Source organism: Paenibacillus sp. FSL R7-0204 (genome assembly GCF_038002225.1).
GTDB lineage: Bacteria > Bacillota > Bacilli > Paenibacillales > Paenibacillaceae > Paenibacillus_AQ.
This window is the reverse complement of sequence record NZ_JBBOCA010000001.1, coordinates 3712397-3727644: the sequence shown is the minus strand read 5'-3', so window position 1 is coordinate 3727644 and position 15248 is coordinate 3712397. Positions and strand designations below refer to the sequence as shown.

Sequence of the window (15248 nt, the reverse complement as noted above, 5' to 3'; positions counted from 1 at the left end):
GCTCCTCTGTAATTATTTGGCCTTGTCCAGTATGGCGTTAGAACCGGAGATGAACTGCTCGCTTACCTGCGTAATACCGGCCTGACCGAAGGAGATCTGCTCGCTGGCGCTCTTGAAGTTCTTATCAATCTCCGAGAAGCCCTGCGGGTAAGGCGGGTCAATATCACTGGAATGCTTGGAGACTACATCGATAAAATCAAAGATTAACTGCTCCTCGGCAGTAAGCGACGGCTTCAGCTGCTCCCGCACTGCAGAATTGACCGGCACTCCCCGTTCAGCCCCCAGAATAGCGGTCCCTTCCGGATCATTGACCATGAAGTCGATCAGCTTCGCCACCTCCTTGGGATACTTGGTCTTGGCATTCCCGGAGATGAACTGGCCGGGCTTCAGATATTCGCCGATCTTCTGCTCCCCTTCCATATGCGGAATCACCTGCATCTTCAGCTTCTGGCTCTGATCCTTCAGCACATTCTGATAGGTAATCAGCTGGTTGGACCAGGCAAAATCAAGGGCAGACTGGCCAACGGACAGCGGCCGGGTCTCCAGCGCATTCGTCATCGCGGCAGTTACTTCTGCCGTTGTAGCGCCGCCGCTGTCCCTCAGCTCCTGCCAGTAATTGAACCATTCATCGATGACCTCCTGGGAGACACCCAGCTTGTTCCCGGCGAACAGGCCGCTCCCGTTCTGGCGCACGAATACCTCGAAGATGTTCGTCGTGCCCGAAATATCCGGCGTACCATAGTAGCCGTTGCCCTTCTTCTTAGCAATCGTATTCGCCATCTCCGCAAAATCCTTCCACGTCCATGACTCCTGCGGCTCCGCAATTCCCAGCTCCTGAAGCACGGAAGCATTATAGACAACACCTGGAGCATTCACTCCAAGCGTAACGGCGTACAATTTGCCGTCAATGCTTCCTGCCGAGAGCATGCTGCTGTCATGATCTTCCGTCCGCAGCGTTCCATCCTGGGTATAAGGCGTCAGGTCAAGCAAGGTGCCGCGCTTGGCATAATCGGACAGGAACGCATAGTCCATCTGAATGATATCCGGAGCATTCGAGCCAGCCACCTGGGTAGACAGCTTATCGAAATAGCCGTCCCAGCCGGAATATTCCGGCTTAATCGTAATGCCCGGATTCTTCTCCTCGAAGCGCTTGATCATATTGGTAGTCAGATCGTGGCGTGTCTGCGAGCCCCACCAGGTCATTCGCAGCTCAATTGCAGGTGCCGAACCCTCAGTCTTGGAAGAAGCCTTAGCGCCGTCCGGTGCATTCGATCCGCCGGATGAGCATGCAGCCGTAGTCATCAGCAATATGGAGCTTAGAAGCAGTACAAGTCCTTTGGTCCCCTTAATTGTCATCTGTTGCCTCCTCGAATTTGTGAAGTAAGCGGTTACATTAATGATTATACGGAACGCTCTGCATAGGGTAAATCCAGAAAAGTAAGGGGTTATATCAAATAAGTAAGACAAAAGCCAGCCGGAATCTTCCGGCTGGCCTGTTAGTCCTGGTTAGTTCTGTTAAGTATGAATCTATTCCGTAAGCAGTCTACTCTAGCTCCAGTCCCTTCGTTTCTTTCCCCAGGAACAGTACCGCCAGAGCGCCGATTACAATCGTGACGAAGAAGATCATGAAGATGGAGCCGATCCCGACCGCCTTGCCGACCAACAGGCCGACCAGCGTGGGGGCAATAATGCCGCCAATCCGTCCAAAGGAGGTGGCGAGTCCGGCTCCTGTAGAACGGATCTTAGTCGGATACAACTCAGGCGTATAAGCATACATCCCGCCCCAGGCTCCCAGGTTGAAGAACGACAGACAGATTCCGGCAGCCATCAGCATGCCCTCGGTCGTTGAATTCCCGAACCAGGCAGCACTAACGGCAGTCAGCAGCAGGTAGATGACCAGTACGAACTTACGGCCGTATTTCTCGATGAAATAAGCGGCGGTGAAGTACCCCGGCAGCTGGGCGAGTGTCATGATTAGCACATACTCGAAGCTTTTGACCAGACTGAAGCCCTTCAGCACCATTACCGTCGGCAGCCACAGGAACATGCCATAATAAGAGAAGACCACGGTGAACCACAGAATCCACAGCATGATGGTCGAGCGGCGGTACTCTGCCGACCAGACTGCTGCTACACGCTTCTTCAAGGGCACTGGAGGAGCTTTCTTGATCTCCGCGAACTTCGGTGAGTCATCGATTGCCCTGCGCAGATAGAGCGCATATAGCGCCGGTACCGCCCCGATGGCGAAGGCGACCCGCCAGCCGTAATCCGGAATGACGAAGTACGCAATCAGCGCCGACAGAATCCAGCCGAGCGCCCAGAAGCTCTCCAGCAGCACTACAGCCCGTCCTCTTTCCTTGACCGGCATGCTCTCGGATACCAGTGTCGAAGCCACCGGCAGCTCTCCGCCCAGCCCGAAGCCGGCAATGAAGCGCAGCACACACAATACTGCATAACCTGCGGCGAATGCCGACAGTCCGCTTGCAATCGAGAAGATCAGCAACGTCCAGAGCAGCACCGATTTGCGGCCGAAGCGGTCCGCCATAATTCCGGCTGCGGCTGCACCGACCGCCATCCCTACCGAGTTAATGCTGGTTAAATAGCCGATTTTCTCCGGCCCCAGCGACCATTCCTTGGCTAGTGCAGCCACGACGAACGAGATCATCCCTACGTCCATTGCGTCGAACATCCAGCTTAGACCTGCACTGAAGAGCAGCTTCCGCTGCTTCGGATTCTGCAGCAGCGACATTTGATTCCACATGACTTAAAGCCCCTCTCCCCTGATTCCCGCTAATCCAATAATTCCTGAATAGTATCACTTACACATTCTAGAAGCGGATGATTCAAAAATCAAGGAATAACACCGCATTGAAATATTGCCGGGCCATCGCCTGAAAATAACAGGTCTGCACCGAGATCGCAGCGATCAGCAGCATATTCTGCACCGCATCCCGCTGCCCTCTGCTCAGGTGACTAAGCCGCTTCATCATTCCGTCCATGGCCGACTTGATGGCGCTGTCCGATTTCCACAGATATTCCTTGGGATTTCCGGTTAGAGCCTGCCCTTGCGCCGGAAGCGGGGAACGGGTCTTAATCTCCTCGAACAGCTCGGCATATCCGTGATACAGCTGTGCCGGCTCCACCAGATCATCGTCATCGCGTTCAGGCGCCAGGAACAGCATACGAAAGAGCTGCCTGATGCTCTCGAAATCAAGCGCAGCCTTCAAATCATCTATTATAAATAGAATAGCCGCCTGATTAATGGAGTACTTCTTCCCTTCACGCGGGGACCCGAGATATTCCTTGAAATCGCGCTTCACCCAATTCTGCATAGCAGAGACGGATAAAGTGGAATACTCAATCAGACCGCCAAGCGAAGCAATTTCACTCAGGGACAGCCCTTTGACGCCGCCGCCTTTGATCAGCTTTTGCAGAATCGGGGGGATATCCGTAGACAGAAAAGCGGGCAGGCTTGTCCCCTCCCGCACCTCGTCACGGTGGAACTTGGTCCAGGCTTCCTGCAGAATATGGAGCGGCTTCCGCTCCGAGTTTGGCCCTAGAGACAGTAATAGTCCGGACATCTCTATCCGGCTAAGTGTAAAAGCTTCCATAGCTGGCAACCCTCCACCATTTGATATTTCACTGAAAAGTTCGTACAATAGGTTCATATGAACTCATAATATGAGTATAACCTATTTTAGGGACGAAAGGGATGGTAAAGATTATATGGGTATAGGACTTAGTTTGACGCTCGTGGCAATTTTGATTATTTTAACCGCATTTTTTGTAGCGACGGAGTTTGCAGTAGTGAGATTACGGGGAAGCCAGGTCAGCCAAATGGTGCTGGACGGCAAGAAGAACGCACTGGCAGTACAGCGGGTAGCCGCTAACCTGGACGGATATTTGTCCGCCTGCCAGCTCGGTATCACGATTACTGCACTCGGGATCGGGGCATTGGCAGAGCCTGCTTTTGAGCAGCTACTCATTCCGCTGTTTGATCTGGCTGGTGTGAGCCACAACGTTAGTAAGCCCATTGCATTTGCTTTGGCCTTCATTATCGCCACCTTCCTCCACGTCGTGGTCGGAGAGCTTGCACCGAAGACCGCCGCTATTAATATTCCGGAGAAAATTGGTCAGATTACCGCACCGCTGATTATTTGGTTCTACAGATTATTGTACCCTTTGATTTGGTTCATGAACGGTTCCGCCAACCTGCTCGTCCGTATGTTCGGCATGAAGCCGGCCAGTGAACACGGCGACGCGCACAGCGAAGACGAGATCCGCCTGATCCTGTCCGAGAGCTATGAGAGCGGCAAAATCAACAAAGCGGAATATGGTTATGTTAACCGGATTTTCACCTTTGATGAGATGCTCGCCAAAGAAATTATGGTTCCCCGGACAGATATGGTCTGCCTGTTCACCGATCATTCGCTGCAGGAGAATTTCAATATTATCCGCAAGGAGCAGTATACCCGCTTCCCTGTAGCTGACGGCAGCAAAGACAATATCATCGGCATGATCAATACCAAGCAGCTCTACCTGCAATACGACAACAATCCTGATTTCGATTTCAAAAGCCTGATCCTGCCTCTGGTGACAGTATCCGAAGTTACGCCAGTGAAGACCCTGCTGACCCGTATGCAGAAGGAGCGCGTGCATATCGCCCTGCTGCTGGATGAATACGGCGGCACCTCCGGCCTGATTACGATTGAGGACATTCTGGAAGAGATTGTCGGTGAGATCCGCGATGAGTTCGACGAGGATGAGCGCAGAAATGTGGAGAAGCTGAGCGACACTCATTATCTGTTCGACGGCAATGTCTCTTTGCTGGAGGTCAAGGATCTTACCGGACTTGATTTCCATGATGAAGAAGTCACCACAATCGGCGGATGGCTATACAGCCACATGGAAGAACCGGCTGTCGGCAAAAGCCTCACCTACGAGCATGTCACCCTGACGGTCCGCGAGATGAACCGCCACCGCATCCGCAAGGTGGAGATCCTGATCGATCTTCCGGTCTCTGAAGATTCTGCTGGACGCAGCGAGTAAGGCATATAGATAAGCTGCAATAAATAAGGCGCTTCCCGTGAGTTATCGGGGAGCGCCTTTGTTCTTATTTAGGGAATTATAGTTTCTTGCTGCTGTGGATAAAGGAGGCACAGAGACCGGGTGCGCCACGTAGGCCAAATGTATTCGAAAACCGATTACATTAAGCAAATGAGGGGTACTCCTGCCCTTGAATTCACCGGATGCCCCTTGAAGTGGGCGGATGGGGAAGGACGGTCTGTCCAGATGAGTTGTGTGGACCGCATAACTTCTTACATCATTCACCCGCAATTCACCCGCAGGGTGATTTTGTTAGTGTAGACGATTTATCCATATAGTTAATGCAATTAATTATAGATCTTACCCATATAATATTCGTCCACCCATTGTCCATCCACCAGCAGCGACTTTCTCTTCAAGCCCTCAATTTCAAAGCCCTGCTTCTTATACAGCTCAACCGCCTGTTCATTATGCTGCATCACAGTAAGCTCCAGTCGCATGATGCCGCTGCGTTTGACCCACAATTCCATCTCACGGAATAATCCGGTGCCGATTCCCATGCCCTGATAAGCCTTCAGAATGCCTATAACAATATAGGCACTGTGTTTGTTGCGGCTGAAGGTTCCGCCTTCGACAGAGAGATATCCTGCAAGCTCACCGTCTGCTTCGGCACCGATCAAGAGTGAGGTATCCGACTTAGTGTAGTCTGCAATTCTCTCCTCCACCTGAGGAATACCCGTCCGTCTCTCCCCTGGAGCAAGCATCATGTAGGAGGTCTCCTGATCCAGCCTGTGCTGCAGACACAAGAGCGCAGCGGCATCTTTCGGAATGAGCTCCCTTAGGGTTACGTTCATTTCCGTTCAGTTCCTCCTGTAGGTTGAAGCGATATGTATTTTTTGAAAAGCTTGCTTCCCTCTCCGTCGTACCTCAGACGCTCATAGAACCGGTGAGCATCCTTACGGATGCTCTTGCTTGACAGCATCACCTTAAGCACTTCTAGCTGCGGCAGCCTCTTCTGCGAACCGCAGCATGGAGGCTCCTATTCCCTTGCCCCGCAGCTTCTCGATGATGACAAAACGCTCTATCACTGCGAACGGACGGTCACCGCTAAGCGCATCCATACACAGGTACAGATGAACCGTACCGGCAGCGTTCTCAGCCCGTACTTCTCTTATCATCTATAATGCTCCCCTTGAACAATAATTAATGAGATTAACTTTTATAATTAATCTCATTAATTAACTGATATAACGGCAGATCATCAGCACGTTTCCGTCCGGGTCCTTGAAGTTAAACCAGTGGTCATTCTCAATATCCGTAAGAATCTCTACCCCGCTGGCTTTGACATAATCATAGGCGGCATCAATATCATCGGTAAGCAGATGGAAGGATGGCACCTTCAGCACGGCTTCGGCTGTGAATATTTTGCTGTCCAGTACGATCCCTGGCCCCTGCATCGGCACCTCATACAGATGCCCGAATAATACTTCACCGTCAAGCGGCAGTCCGAGCAGACTGCAATACCAGTTCTTGGACCTTTCGATATCACTAACCGGGATGAAGACAGCGCCAATCTGATTGCGTATCGGACTTGTCACAGCAGTATAGCCTCCTCATAGAGTGCAAGTTGTTGAAACCTACAGCCTTTAATGATTTCGATAAAATATGTCAATTTCCTGCCTGTTTAGGGATGAGAATATAAGTTATGCTATAATCTTGTCAGATCCTATCCCTATTGTCAGGAGAATGAACTTGGCTAACCTTTTCTTTGGGCATTTGAAGCTGACGCCGCCCAAAATACTATCGCTCGGCTTCGTGCTGCTGATCGCTGCCGGAACCCTGCTGCTGTCCCTGCCTGCCGCTTCTACGGGCGGAAGAATCTCGTTCATTGATGCGCTGTTCATGGCGACCTCTGCGACCTGTGTAACCGGACTTGCCGTCATCGATACGGGTACGCAGCTTTCGACCTTTGGACAGATCGTGCTGCTGGTGCTGTTCCAGTTCGGCGGTCTTGGATTCGTAACGATGGCTACGCTGATTACGCTGGTGCTGAACAAACGAATCTCATTGAAGGAACGCCTCTTGCTGCAGGAATCCATGAACCAGAATTCCATGCAGGGGATCGTGAAGCTGATCCGCCGGGTGCTTATCTACTCCCTAGTGATCCAGTTGACTGGTGCCATTCTGCTGGCTGCCAGATTTGTAGTGGATATGCCGATAGGCAAAGCAGCTTATTATGGACTTTTCCATAGCATCTCCATCTTCAACAACGCGGGCTTCGATCTGTTCGGCGACGTTCACGGGCCATTCAGCGGTTTAACACGCTATGTGGAAGATCCTATTGTGAATATTACCTCCATGCTGCTGATTTTCCTCGGCGGTATCGGCTTCATTGTATTGTCCGATGTGATCGATTATCCCAAGCGCAAGCGGCTGATGCTGCATTCGAAGGTCGTGTTGTCAACCTCAGCTGTGCTGATTCTGGTCGGAGCCATAGTCTTCTTCTGGCTGGAGCTGAACGCTACACTGAAGCCGCTGCATGCCGGAGGCAAGATTATGGCCTCCTTCCTGCAGGCTATTACGCCCCGTTCCGGCGGCGTAACAACCATCGAGATTCCGCTGCTGCGGGAATCCACCCAATTCCTGATGATTCTGCTGATGTTCATCGGGGCGGCTCCCGGCTCTACCGGCGGCGGAATCAAGATTACCACCTTTGCCATTCTGGCCAGCACCGCCTACGCCAAGCTAAGGGGTAAAGAGGATATCGTAATGTTCCGCCACCGGATCTCGAAGGAGAATGTCTACAGAGCCATTACCATGACCTTACTTTCACTGATGCTGGTGGTTATCTCTACGATGCTCCTGTCCGTAACAGAGCGTGCTGATTTCCTGAGCGTATTGTTCGAGGCGGTGTCCGCCTTCGGCACCTCAGGCATCACCATGGGACTGACCACAGAGCTGACCACGATCGGCAAGGTGCTGGTCATCATTCTTATGTTCGTAGGCCGGACCGGACCGCTTACCCTGGCCTATGCGCTCAAGCCGAAGAACAGCAAGGAGCTGTACCGTTACCCGGAAGGCAATATCACCATCGGCTAAGGGCCGGCGGCTATTAATTAACAATGCGACCCTGCTCGTTCAAGGCAATCTGCCGGGACGGGGGTCGCATTATTATATCCGCAAGTAAGCTTAAGCTTCCTCTTCCGGGATCTCCTGGGTATCCAGCGCTGCATCCAGCAGCTGATTGTACAGATCATCGTCATTCTCCAGCAGCGCATCCACTTCCAGGAACTGCTCCTCACTCCCCGGCTCACCGGCGAAGCTCAGACTGTAATCCCATTCGGTTCCACGGGAACTATAGAAAGTAATCTCATAAGGGGAACGGTGATTCTCTAATGTAAATACCGTTCTCCCCACAAAACTTCTATCCTCTACGCGTTTCATTTCTGCTTTGGTGATTTCCAGGTTCATCCTCTTTCCTTCCTTTCATCTGATCATGCCCACAATATTCAGTATAACATTGATATGTCAGCATTTCTCTTTCCTTTTGCGCTGTAATTGACTTTTTTCATCCGGCGGTTAATAATTTAGTACAATGCTTATATAGAGCTAAAAATTATGGTAATGGAGGAAATGTCAATGACTGAAACAGAGCTTCAGGACAAGCTTAGTAAATACGCTGATTTAGCAGTACAAATCGGTGTGAATGTTCAGCCGGGACAAATCCTGGTCGTGAACGCCCCGATCACTGCAGCCGAGTTCGTCCGCCTGATTACTGCCAAGGCGTATGCCATCGGGGCCAGCCAGGTTAAGGTGAACTGGAGTGACGAGTTCATTACCCGCCAGCAGTTCGAGCATGCGTCGCCCGAAGTATTCACCAAGGCCCCAACCTGGTTTGCCGGTGAAATGACCGAGTTTGCCGAGAACGGTGCCGCCTTCCTGTCGGTCATTGCCGAGAACCCGGATGCCCTCAAAGGCATTGATCCTGAGCGGATTGCGAACTTCCAAAAGACACGGGGCGCAGCGCTTACGAAATACCGTGAATTGCAGATGTCCGACAAGGTTAGCTGGAGCATTGTAGCAATTCCTTCCCAGCCTTGGGCAGACAAAGTCTTCCCTGAGATCCCTGCTGACCAGCGTGTAGACAAGCTGTGGGAGGCTATCTTCCATACTGTCCGTCTTGACCGTGAGGACCCTGTTGCCGCCTGGCAGGAGCATCTCGACACACTTGAGTCGAAGGCTAATGTTCTTAACGCGAAAAAGTACGCCAGCCTGCATTACATAGCACCTGGAACTGACCTTAGCATCGAGCTGCCTGAAGGCCATTTATGGGCGCAAGGAGACAGCATCAATGCCAAAGGTCATTCTTTTGTCGCCAACATGCCAACGGAAGAAGTCTTCACGGCTCCCAAGAAAACCGGTGTGAACGGTACGGTCCGCAGCACGAAGCCGCTCAGCTACGGCGGGAATGTGATTGACGGCTTCTCGATCACTTTTGAACAGGGCCGGATTACCAGTGTGAGCGCTGAGCAGGGCCAGGAAGCCCTCGAATATCTGATCAGCCTGGATGAAGGCGCCAAGTATCTGGGGGAAGTCGCGCTGGTGCCGCATCAGTCGCCAATCTCGGAATCAGGAATTCTCTACTTCAATACCTTGTTCGACGAGAATGCCTCCAACCATCTGGCTATTGGTACCGCCTATGCCTTCTGTCTGGAAGGCGGCAAGGAAATGAATCAGGATGAGCTGACTGCCCGCGGCCTCAACAACAGTGTAACCCACGTGGACTTCATGATCGGCTCGGCTGAGATGGATATCTACGGAATTACTGCTGACGGAAAGCGCGAGCCGGTCTTCCAGAAGGGCAACTGGGCCTTCTAGACCCCTTATAAGTTATTGCATTTCATCAGATAATGAATGGAGCTGAAGCTATTGCTGGATTTCAACCAAAAGCTGGAGAATTACGCACTGCTCGCTGTAAAGATTGGCGTTAATATTCAACCCGGCCAGACCCTTGTCGTGAACGCGGATATCGTATCGGCTGAGCTGGTCCGCCTGATTGTACGCCAGGCCTATGAAGCAGGTGCGAAGCTCGTCAAGGTTAACTATTCCGATGAATTCGTCACCCGTACCCGTTATGATCTGGCGCCGTCCGAGAGCTTCCTGGAGCCGCCGAAGTGGCAGGCTGATGAACTGGAGGATCTGGCACGGGGCGGAGCAGCGTTCCTGACAATCATCTCAGCGAATCCGGACTTGCTGAACGGAGTAGATGCAAGCCGCATTGCGGACCATCAGAAGACCGCCGGTCAAGCTATGGCTCCTTACCGCGAAATGCTGATGGCTAATCAGGTCAGCTGGACCGGCCTCGCCTTCCCATCCGCCTCTTGGGCCGCAAAGGTGTTCCCGGACGCTGCGCCTGAGCAGCAGATTGAACTGCTCTGGGACGCCATCTTCAAGGCTGTGCGCGCAGACCAGGAGAATCCGGTGCAGGCCTGGAGTGTCCATCTGGCCGGCCTGAAGCAGCGCTGTGAGCTGCTGAACGCCAAGAAATACCGCAAGCTGCACTACACGGCACCGGGCACCGATCTGACGATCGAATTGCCTGCAGGACATATCTGGTGTCAGGCGGGCGCGGTGAACAGCCGCGGCATGTCCTTCCTGGCGAACATTCCGACCGAGGAAGTGTTCACCGCTCCGCTCAAGAGTGGTGCGAACGGCACGGTCCGCAGCACGAAGCCGCTCAGCTATGGCGGCAACATCATCGACCGCTTCAGCCTGACCCTGGAGAATGGTAAAGTTACAGACTTCACCGCTGAGGTGGGCCAGGAAGCCCTTGCTTCCCTGCTGGCCATGGATGAAGGTGCCGCCTACTTCGGTGAAGTGGCGCTTGTGCCTTTCCACTCCCCGATCTCGGAGAGCGGCATTCTCTACTACACCACCCTGTATGACGAGAATGCTTCCTGCCATCTGGCACTTGGCGCTTCCTACGCCTTCACCCTGCAGGACGGCATTAACATGACTAAGGAACAGCTGGTAGACTTGGGCATGAACCAAAGCCTCACCCATGTCGACTTCATGATGGGCTCCCCGGAGATGAACATCGACGGGATTGCCGATGACGGCTCCACCGACCCGATCTTCCGTAATGGAGATTGGGCTTAAGCTTAATCATTGTACTATGAATGAGACCCCGCTATTTCCTTTTGAGGCATATGGCGGGGTCTTTGTGTTTTTCAGGGGGACTTTTCCCCTGTGAGTGCTATGAGATTTAATGAGTGAGTGGCTGATTGCACTTTCTGCAATAGAATTCACGGAAACTACGGTTAAAACACCTTCTGCTGCATTTCGTACAACAGATTTCCGGATTTCAGCTCCAAACCCCCGTTTTCTCAAAATTCTAGTGTATAGAGTGCAATAGATCCATTTTTTCGGCGAAATTAGCACTCATCTAATGTATAAAGTGCAACCGGAGTTGAAGTTAAGTGGGTCAAAGCAACCCAAACAGCCCAAATGTGAACATTCAGTCAAAGAATTTTCACAATATTGTTGAAATTAGTTCACAAATATGTCACAATACAATTATAGATAGTGTTTACAGTGCCAAATGAGGAAGATTGTAGTCCATGAATAATCTAAGGAGGGAATTCTGATGAAAGAATCTTTCAATCATGACAACACGGATTCTACGGAAACAGAACGTCTGGAAGTCCAGGCTCCCAAAGACTTAAGTATTGTTGCCTCCGACGCCATCAAGTACACCGCCTATATCATGCTGCTGTTCGGATTCCTGTATTTCCTGGTTGCCTACCTTGGCCCTATGCTGTAAGGCTGCTTCAATATACACAACATATGCAGGACAATCATATATTCGTAAGCGCTTACGGCCGGTCTGCTCCTGCGGGAATGAGATTAGCCGTTTTTATTTGTTCACCATCGTAAAATGGCAAAAACGGCAGCCCTCTTCACCGAGAGGACTACCGTTCCTTGTCTATTTCCAGCCCAGCGCCTTGTTAATCCAGGCAACCGCCTCCGGTGCCCACGCCGCTTCCATACGTGAACGCAGCCAGGCTATCGCCTCTTCTCTTGATCCCTCAAAGTGCGGAATGCCCGCTTCATGCATCCAGTACCCCGAGGTTTCAAAAGAGGTGCTGTTCCAGCCATTCGGCTCTCCGTCCGCATTCACCCGCTGCTTCACGCCGGAGATTACGATATCCAGAGACCCTTGCAGCTCCGTTACCGCATTGTCAAAAGCCGTCTTCTTCTCTTTGGCCTTCATATCCGCCATGGAGCGCAGCTGGCGTGTCTCAATTCCCTCATTCACCAGGATAATCTCCAGCAGGGTAAGCGCTTCTCTCGTGGCCAGGCCGCTCTTATACCGCTCTTCGAGAGACTGCTGAGGTCCAGCCGCTGCCAAGTAAGCCGGAAGCCAGTCGCGGGATACGAGCACGGCTTTTTTCTTGATGAATTTTCCGTAGCCGGCTAAGCCTTCTCCGGGAAATCTCACCCGCCAGCGCCAGGGGTCCAGCTCTGTATCGGTATGCCAATTCTCCGCCAGCGTCAGCCCGTTCACAGACGGATGCTCCGGGATCAGGGGTGCCAGCGGCACAATCCCCAGCCTGGCGACTACCTCAGCCATCTCTTCAAAGGTGGTTACATTCTCTTGCTTACCTGCTTCTCCCAAGTAATTCAGCCTCCTAAATCAATCTGGCTTGTACACCAAATTAAGCTTATCACTATAAATGAGCAAATTCACTTCCTGCATATGCTTATTAGGAGATTTTGTTTAAAAATATACCATTTTCATTACAGCCAATCTTAAAATGCTCATCCTGTAAAATCCAGGCATCTGATTTCTCGACAAAGAAATGAAAGCCGCCGATAGATTGAACCACTGCCGGATCAATCGGTGTAGCACTTGCATTGATGCCAATTGTAAAAGCATCTGAGCCTCCACCCGCATATTTTGCATATATCCTTACATGTTGGGCCTCTGCCAAACCCCATTCATCCTTAAAAGAATCAATCGCTTGTTTAGATACTTCAAATGATATCATTTCTCTTCGCTCCTTCCCTTCCTGCTGGTTAATCACATTTTTTAACTTCTCCCCGATAGTTAGCCATCCGAAAACTGGCCCCGCATCCACATGATGCTTTGGCATTAGGGTTATTCATGGTGAATCCGCCTATCATTCCGCTTTGTTCATAGTCAATTTCAAGACCATCGATATATGGAATACTCTTCGTGTGAACTAATAGACGGAATTTATCTTTATTGAACACCACATCCTCCTCTGTTTGCTGCTCATCCAATACAAGGGTATAAGACAATCCGCTGCATCCCCCTTCTTCAACACCTACTCTAAGAAAAGAGTGCCTTGTATCAGCGGTTAATATGATTTCGGCGATTTTCTCTGCTGCGATCTCACTGACCTCAATGTTCATTTTCATTCCTCCTATACAAGCTTAATTTAGTTTTGGGTCCCCCAGTCCATTAGACAAGGTATGAACGTAGCGAGAGCTACTCCTTTTGGTGTAAGTTCATACATGGTTCGTGTAGGACGCTGGGGACTGGTTCTCTTGACCAGATTATGATGTTGAAGCTCCTTTAAACGCTGGGACAGGATTCTTTGCGTAATGGAAGGAATACTCCGGGTCATTTCGCTAAACTTCTTCGGACCGTAAGAAAGAGTGAATAAGATATGGATCGTCCATTTAGACCCGATGATGTCATAGGCAATAAGAAGTTTCTCCTTATCCTCAGTGGACAATGATATTTACACCCTCTTTCTTAGGAGCAGCTTTCCTGATGGATTGCGGTGAGATCCGGGTACTGGCAGTCAGACTTATGACGATCAACAAGAGATGGAAGCCCATCGCTACAATTAAGCCGGATTGCAGTGACATTCCAGCAGCCTGACACACGACAAGGATAGAACCCCCAATCCCGATAACTACACCGGGTGTAAAAGAATCAGCAAATTGCAGATTTGCCGAGGTTTGGCCCGCGCCGCCTTCCCCGGCTTGGGAAAAGGCTACAACACCGCTAACCGGATGCGCCAATCCAATACCGACCCCGGCGGTAATCTGACCCATAACTGCAACGGCAACAGAAACAACCGGTATCCAAAAGACGATGGCAATCCCTACGGCAAGCAGAAATACCCCCAGAATGATTCTCATATGACGTCCACGGCCCTGATCTGCCGCATCCCAACGTCCTTGCAGATATGAAATGATACACCAGCTTAATGCTGCACTCGCTACGATTAAACCCGCCTGAGAAGGGGTTATTCCTTTCACATCAATTAGAGCCAATACCAAGAAATTCTGTGTGCTGGCATAGGCGGCGAAGAACAGCCCGCGTGTTGCCAGAATCGCTGGCATGCCTCTCCGGAGCGTAAGCGTTCCCTTCGGCAGCAATTGACGGAGCGGTAATATCATACCTACGAGGCCAATCAGGGCGAAGACAAATCCCATCATACCCGGAAGCATACTAAGACCAACCAGGAAAAGACCAGTACCCATCGTTAACAGTAACGCCATCCAAGTGGATGAAGCGCTAGCCCCTCCCGTCTGCTGCACTTTCAATTTCCTGAAAGCCGGTAAACTAAGCACTGCTGAAACGACCAGCACAGGTAAGATCCCCCAGAAAACAAACCGCCACGACCACTGATCTGCTATAAGACCTGCCACATATGGACCCAGCATGGACGGAAGAACATAGGCTGTACCAAAGGCTCCAAGTATTTTGGCACGTAACTCATCCGGGTAACTTAAGGAAATAGCTGTATACACACAAGTCATCATGGCTCCGGCACCCAAGCCTTGCAGGGCCCGTGATCCAATCATGATATACATATCGCCTGCTGTTGCCGCAGCGACCAGTCCTGCGATGAACAACAGAAGCGCATAAGTGAATGGTGCAGCAGGGCCTCTTTTATCTATGATTCGACCGACGACCAGCGTCCCGATAATCTGCGCAAGCAGATATGTACTGAATATCCACCCGAACAGGCTAAGACCGTTCAAGTCTCCAGCAATCGAAGGAGCAATGGTGGTTACGGATAGACCTTCGAATCCAACGGCCATCACGGACAGGATAATCCCTATGGATAGTGCAAAATAACGCGGGCTGAAAATACTTTGATGATTAGACGACATGAATGGTAACCTCCAAGAAAGTTTGGTATGTATACATCGTATCC

Annotated in this window: 17 protein-coding genes; 5 read left to right on the top strand and 12 right to left on the bottom strand. The window is 51.2% G+C overall.

Annotated elements, in window-relative coordinates; all coding sequences use genetic code 11:
* Positions 1-12 precede the first annotated feature (12 nt).
* From MKX42_RS16605 to MKX42_RS16595, 3 genes are all read right to left on the bottom strand, one after another.
* A complete protein-coding gene (locus MKX42_RS16605; RefSeq protein WP_340753449.1) occupies positions 13-1356 on the bottom strand; it encodes an ABC transporter substrate-binding protein in 1344 nt (447 codons plus the stop codon).
* Between the two features lie 187 nt (positions 1357-1543).
* Complete coding sequence (locus MKX42_RS16600) at positions 1544-2761, bottom strand: MFS transporter (RefSeq protein ID WP_340753448.1); 1218 nt, start codon at positions 2759-2761, stop codon at positions 1544-1546.
* An 82-nt stretch (positions 2762-2843) separates the two neighbouring features.
* Positions 2844-3611, bottom strand: coding sequence for a DUF1836 domain-containing protein (locus MKX42_RS16595; RefSeq protein ID WP_340753447.1), 768 nt, complete (start codon positions 3609-3611; stop codon positions 2844-2846).
* A 115-nt stretch (positions 3612-3726) separates the two neighbouring features.
* On the opposite strand from MKX42_RS16595, the gene MKX42_RS16590 reads away from it, so the two are divergent.
* Positions 3727-5049: a hemolysin family protein gene (locus tag MKX42_RS16590; RefSeq protein ID WP_340753446.1), complete on the top strand. Its 1323-nt coding sequence runs from the start codon at positions 3727-3729 to the stop codon at positions 5047-5049.
* 344 nt (positions 5050-5393) lie between these two features.
* Here the strand turns inward: MKX42_RS16590 and MKX42_RS16585 are convergent, their stop codons facing one another.
* The 3 genes from MKX42_RS16585 to MKX42_RS16575 all read right to left on the bottom strand — a co-directional run bounded on the left by MKX42_RS16585 (position 5394) and on the right by MKX42_RS16575 (position 6644).
* Complete coding sequence (locus tag MKX42_RS16585; RefSeq protein WP_340753445.1) at positions 5394-5900, bottom strand: GNAT family N-acetyltransferase; 507 nt, start codon at positions 5898-5900, stop codon at positions 5394-5396.
* A 132-nt stretch (positions 5901-6032) separates the two neighbouring features.
* Positions 6033-6224, bottom strand: coding sequence for a GNAT family N-acetyltransferase (locus MKX42_RS16580; RefSeq protein WP_340753444.1), 192 nt, complete (start codon positions 6222-6224; stop codon positions 6033-6035).
* A 60-nt stretch (positions 6225-6284) separates the two neighbouring features.
* Positions 6285-6644: a VOC family protein gene (locus MKX42_RS16575; protein ID WP_340753443.1), complete on the bottom strand. Its 360-nt coding sequence runs from the start codon at positions 6642-6644 to the stop codon at positions 6285-6287.
* Between the two features lie 148 nt (positions 6645-6792).
* Here MKX42_RS16575 and MKX42_RS16570 point away from each other — a divergent pair, with 148 nt between their 5' ends.
* Entirely contained in the window at positions 6793-8145 is a 1353-nt protein-coding gene (locus MKX42_RS16570) for a TrkH family potassium uptake protein (protein ID WP_445669325.1), read from the top strand.
* Positions 8146-8235: 90 nt separating this feature from the next.
* Here the strand turns inward: MKX42_RS16570 and MKX42_RS16565 are convergent, their stop codons facing one another.
* Positions 8236-8517 carry a hypothetical protein gene (locus MKX42_RS16565; RefSeq protein WP_036695355.1) on the bottom strand — a complete coding sequence of 94 codons (282 nt, stop codon included), beginning with the start codon at positions 8515-8517 and terminating at the stop codon, positions 8236-8238.
* Between the two features lie 162 nt (positions 8518-8679).
* On the opposite strand from MKX42_RS16565, the gene MKX42_RS16560 reads away from it, so the two are divergent.
* The 3 genes from MKX42_RS16560 to MKX42_RS16550 all read left to right on the top strand — a co-directional run bounded on the left by MKX42_RS16560 (position 8680) and on the right by MKX42_RS16550 (position 11869).
* Positions 8680-9924: an aminopeptidase gene (locus MKX42_RS16560; RefSeq protein ID WP_340753441.1), complete on the top strand. Its 1245-nt coding sequence runs from the start codon at positions 8680-8682 to the stop codon at positions 9922-9924.
* Between the two features lie 51 nt (positions 9925-9975).
* Entirely contained in the window at positions 9976-11205 is a 1230-nt protein-coding gene (locus MKX42_RS16555) for an aminopeptidase (RefSeq protein ID WP_340753440.1), read from the top strand.
* A gap of 487 nt (positions 11206-11692) precedes the next feature.
* Positions 11693-11869, top strand: coding sequence for a hypothetical protein (locus MKX42_RS16550; protein WP_340753439.1), 177 nt, complete (start codon positions 11693-11695; stop codon positions 11867-11869).
* Between the two features lie 162 nt (positions 11870-12031).
* On the opposite strand, the gene MKX42_RS16545 is transcribed toward MKX42_RS16550, so the two are convergent.
* The 5 genes from MKX42_RS16545 to MKX42_RS16530 all read right to left on the bottom strand — a co-directional run bounded on the left by MKX42_RS16545 (position 12032) and on the right by MKX42_RS16530 (position 15204).
* The gene (locus MKX42_RS16545; RefSeq protein WP_340753438.1) at positions 12032-12724 is read right to left on the bottom strand and encodes an AlkZ-related protein; all 693 of its coding nucleotides are present in this window, start codon (positions 12722-12724) and stop codon (positions 12032-12034) included.
* Positions 12725-12812: 88 nt separating this feature from the next.
* The gene (locus tag MKX42_RS16540) at positions 12813-13133 is read right to left on the bottom strand and encodes a hypothetical protein (RefSeq protein WP_340753437.1); all 321 of its coding nucleotides are present in this window, start codon (positions 13131-13133) and stop codon (positions 12813-12815) included.
* Positions 13126-13485 (bottom strand): HesB/IscA family protein, encoded by a 360-nt coding sequence (locus MKX42_RS16535; RefSeq protein WP_340753436.1) that lies wholly within the window; start codon positions 13483-13485, stop codon positions 13126-13128. The genes MKX42_RS16540 and MKX42_RS16535 overlap by 8 nt, the downstream gene beginning before the upstream one ends.
* Before the next feature lie 26 nt (positions 13486-13511).
* The gene (locus tag MKX42_RS33440; RefSeq protein WP_445669324.1) at positions 13512-13811 is read right to left on the bottom strand and encodes a winged helix-turn-helix transcriptional regulator; all 300 of its coding nucleotides are present in this window, start codon (positions 13809-13811) and stop codon (positions 13512-13514) included.
* Positions 13801-15204: an MFS transporter gene (locus tag MKX42_RS16530; RefSeq protein ID WP_340753435.1), complete on the bottom strand. Its 1404-nt coding sequence runs from the start codon at positions 15202-15204 to the stop codon at positions 13801-13803. Before MKX42_RS16530 ends, MKX42_RS33440 begins: the two co-directional genes overlap by 11 nt.
* Between the last annotated feature and the right edge of the window lie 44 nt (positions 15205-15248).

What these genes read in the sequence shown, in the direction of transcription:
- MKX42_RS16550 (WP_340753439.1), top strand. Translation starts at nt 11,693, where the DNA reads ATGAAAGAATCTTTCAATCATGACAACACGGATTCTACGGAAACAGAA.
- MKX42_RS16570 (WP_445669325.1), top strand. Translation starts at nt 6,793, where the DNA reads ATGAACTTGGCTAACCTTTTCTTTGGGCATTTGAAGCTGACGCCGCCC.
- MKX42_RS16600 (WP_340753448.1), bottom strand. Translation starts at nt 2,761, where the DNA reads ATGTGGAATCAAATGTCGCTGCTGCAGAATCCGAAGCAGCGGAAGCTG.
- MKX42_RS16580 (WP_340753444.1), bottom strand. Translation starts at nt 6,224, where the DNA reads ATGATAAGAGAAGTACGGGCTGAGAACGCTGCCGGTACGGTTCATCTG.
- MKX42_RS16535 (WP_340753436.1), bottom strand. Translation starts at nt 13,485, where the DNA reads ATGAACATTGAGGTCAGTGAGATCGCAGCAGAGAAAATCGCCGAAATC.
- MKX42_RS16590 (WP_340753446.1), top strand. Translation starts at nt 3,727, where the DNA reads ATGGGTATAGGACTTAGTTTGACGCTCGTGGCAATTTTGATTATTTTA.
- MKX42_RS16560 (WP_340753441.1), top strand. Translation starts at nt 8,680, where the DNA reads ATGTCAATGACTGAAACAGAGCTTCAGGACAAGCTTAGTAAATACGCT.
- MKX42_RS16605 (WP_340753449.1), bottom strand. Translation starts at nt 1,356, where the DNA reads ATGACAATTAAGGGGACCAAAGGACTTGTACTGCTTCTAAGCTCCATA.
- MKX42_RS16565 (WP_036695355.1), bottom strand. Translation starts at nt 8,517, where the DNA reads ATGAACCTGGAAATCACCAAAGCAGAAATGAAACGCGTAGAGGATAGA.
- MKX42_RS16530 (WP_340753435.1), bottom strand. Translation starts at nt 15,204, where the DNA reads ATGTCGTCTAATCATCAAAGTATTTTCAGCCCGCGTTATTTTGCACTA.
- MKX42_RS16585 (WP_340753445.1), bottom strand. Translation starts at nt 5,900, where the DNA reads ATGAACGTAACCCTAAGGGAGCTCATTCCGAAAGATGCCGCTGCGCTC.
- MKX42_RS16595 (WP_340753447.1), bottom strand. Translation starts at nt 3,611, where the DNA reads ATGGAAGCTTTTACACTTAGCCGGATAGAGATGTCCGGACTATTACTG.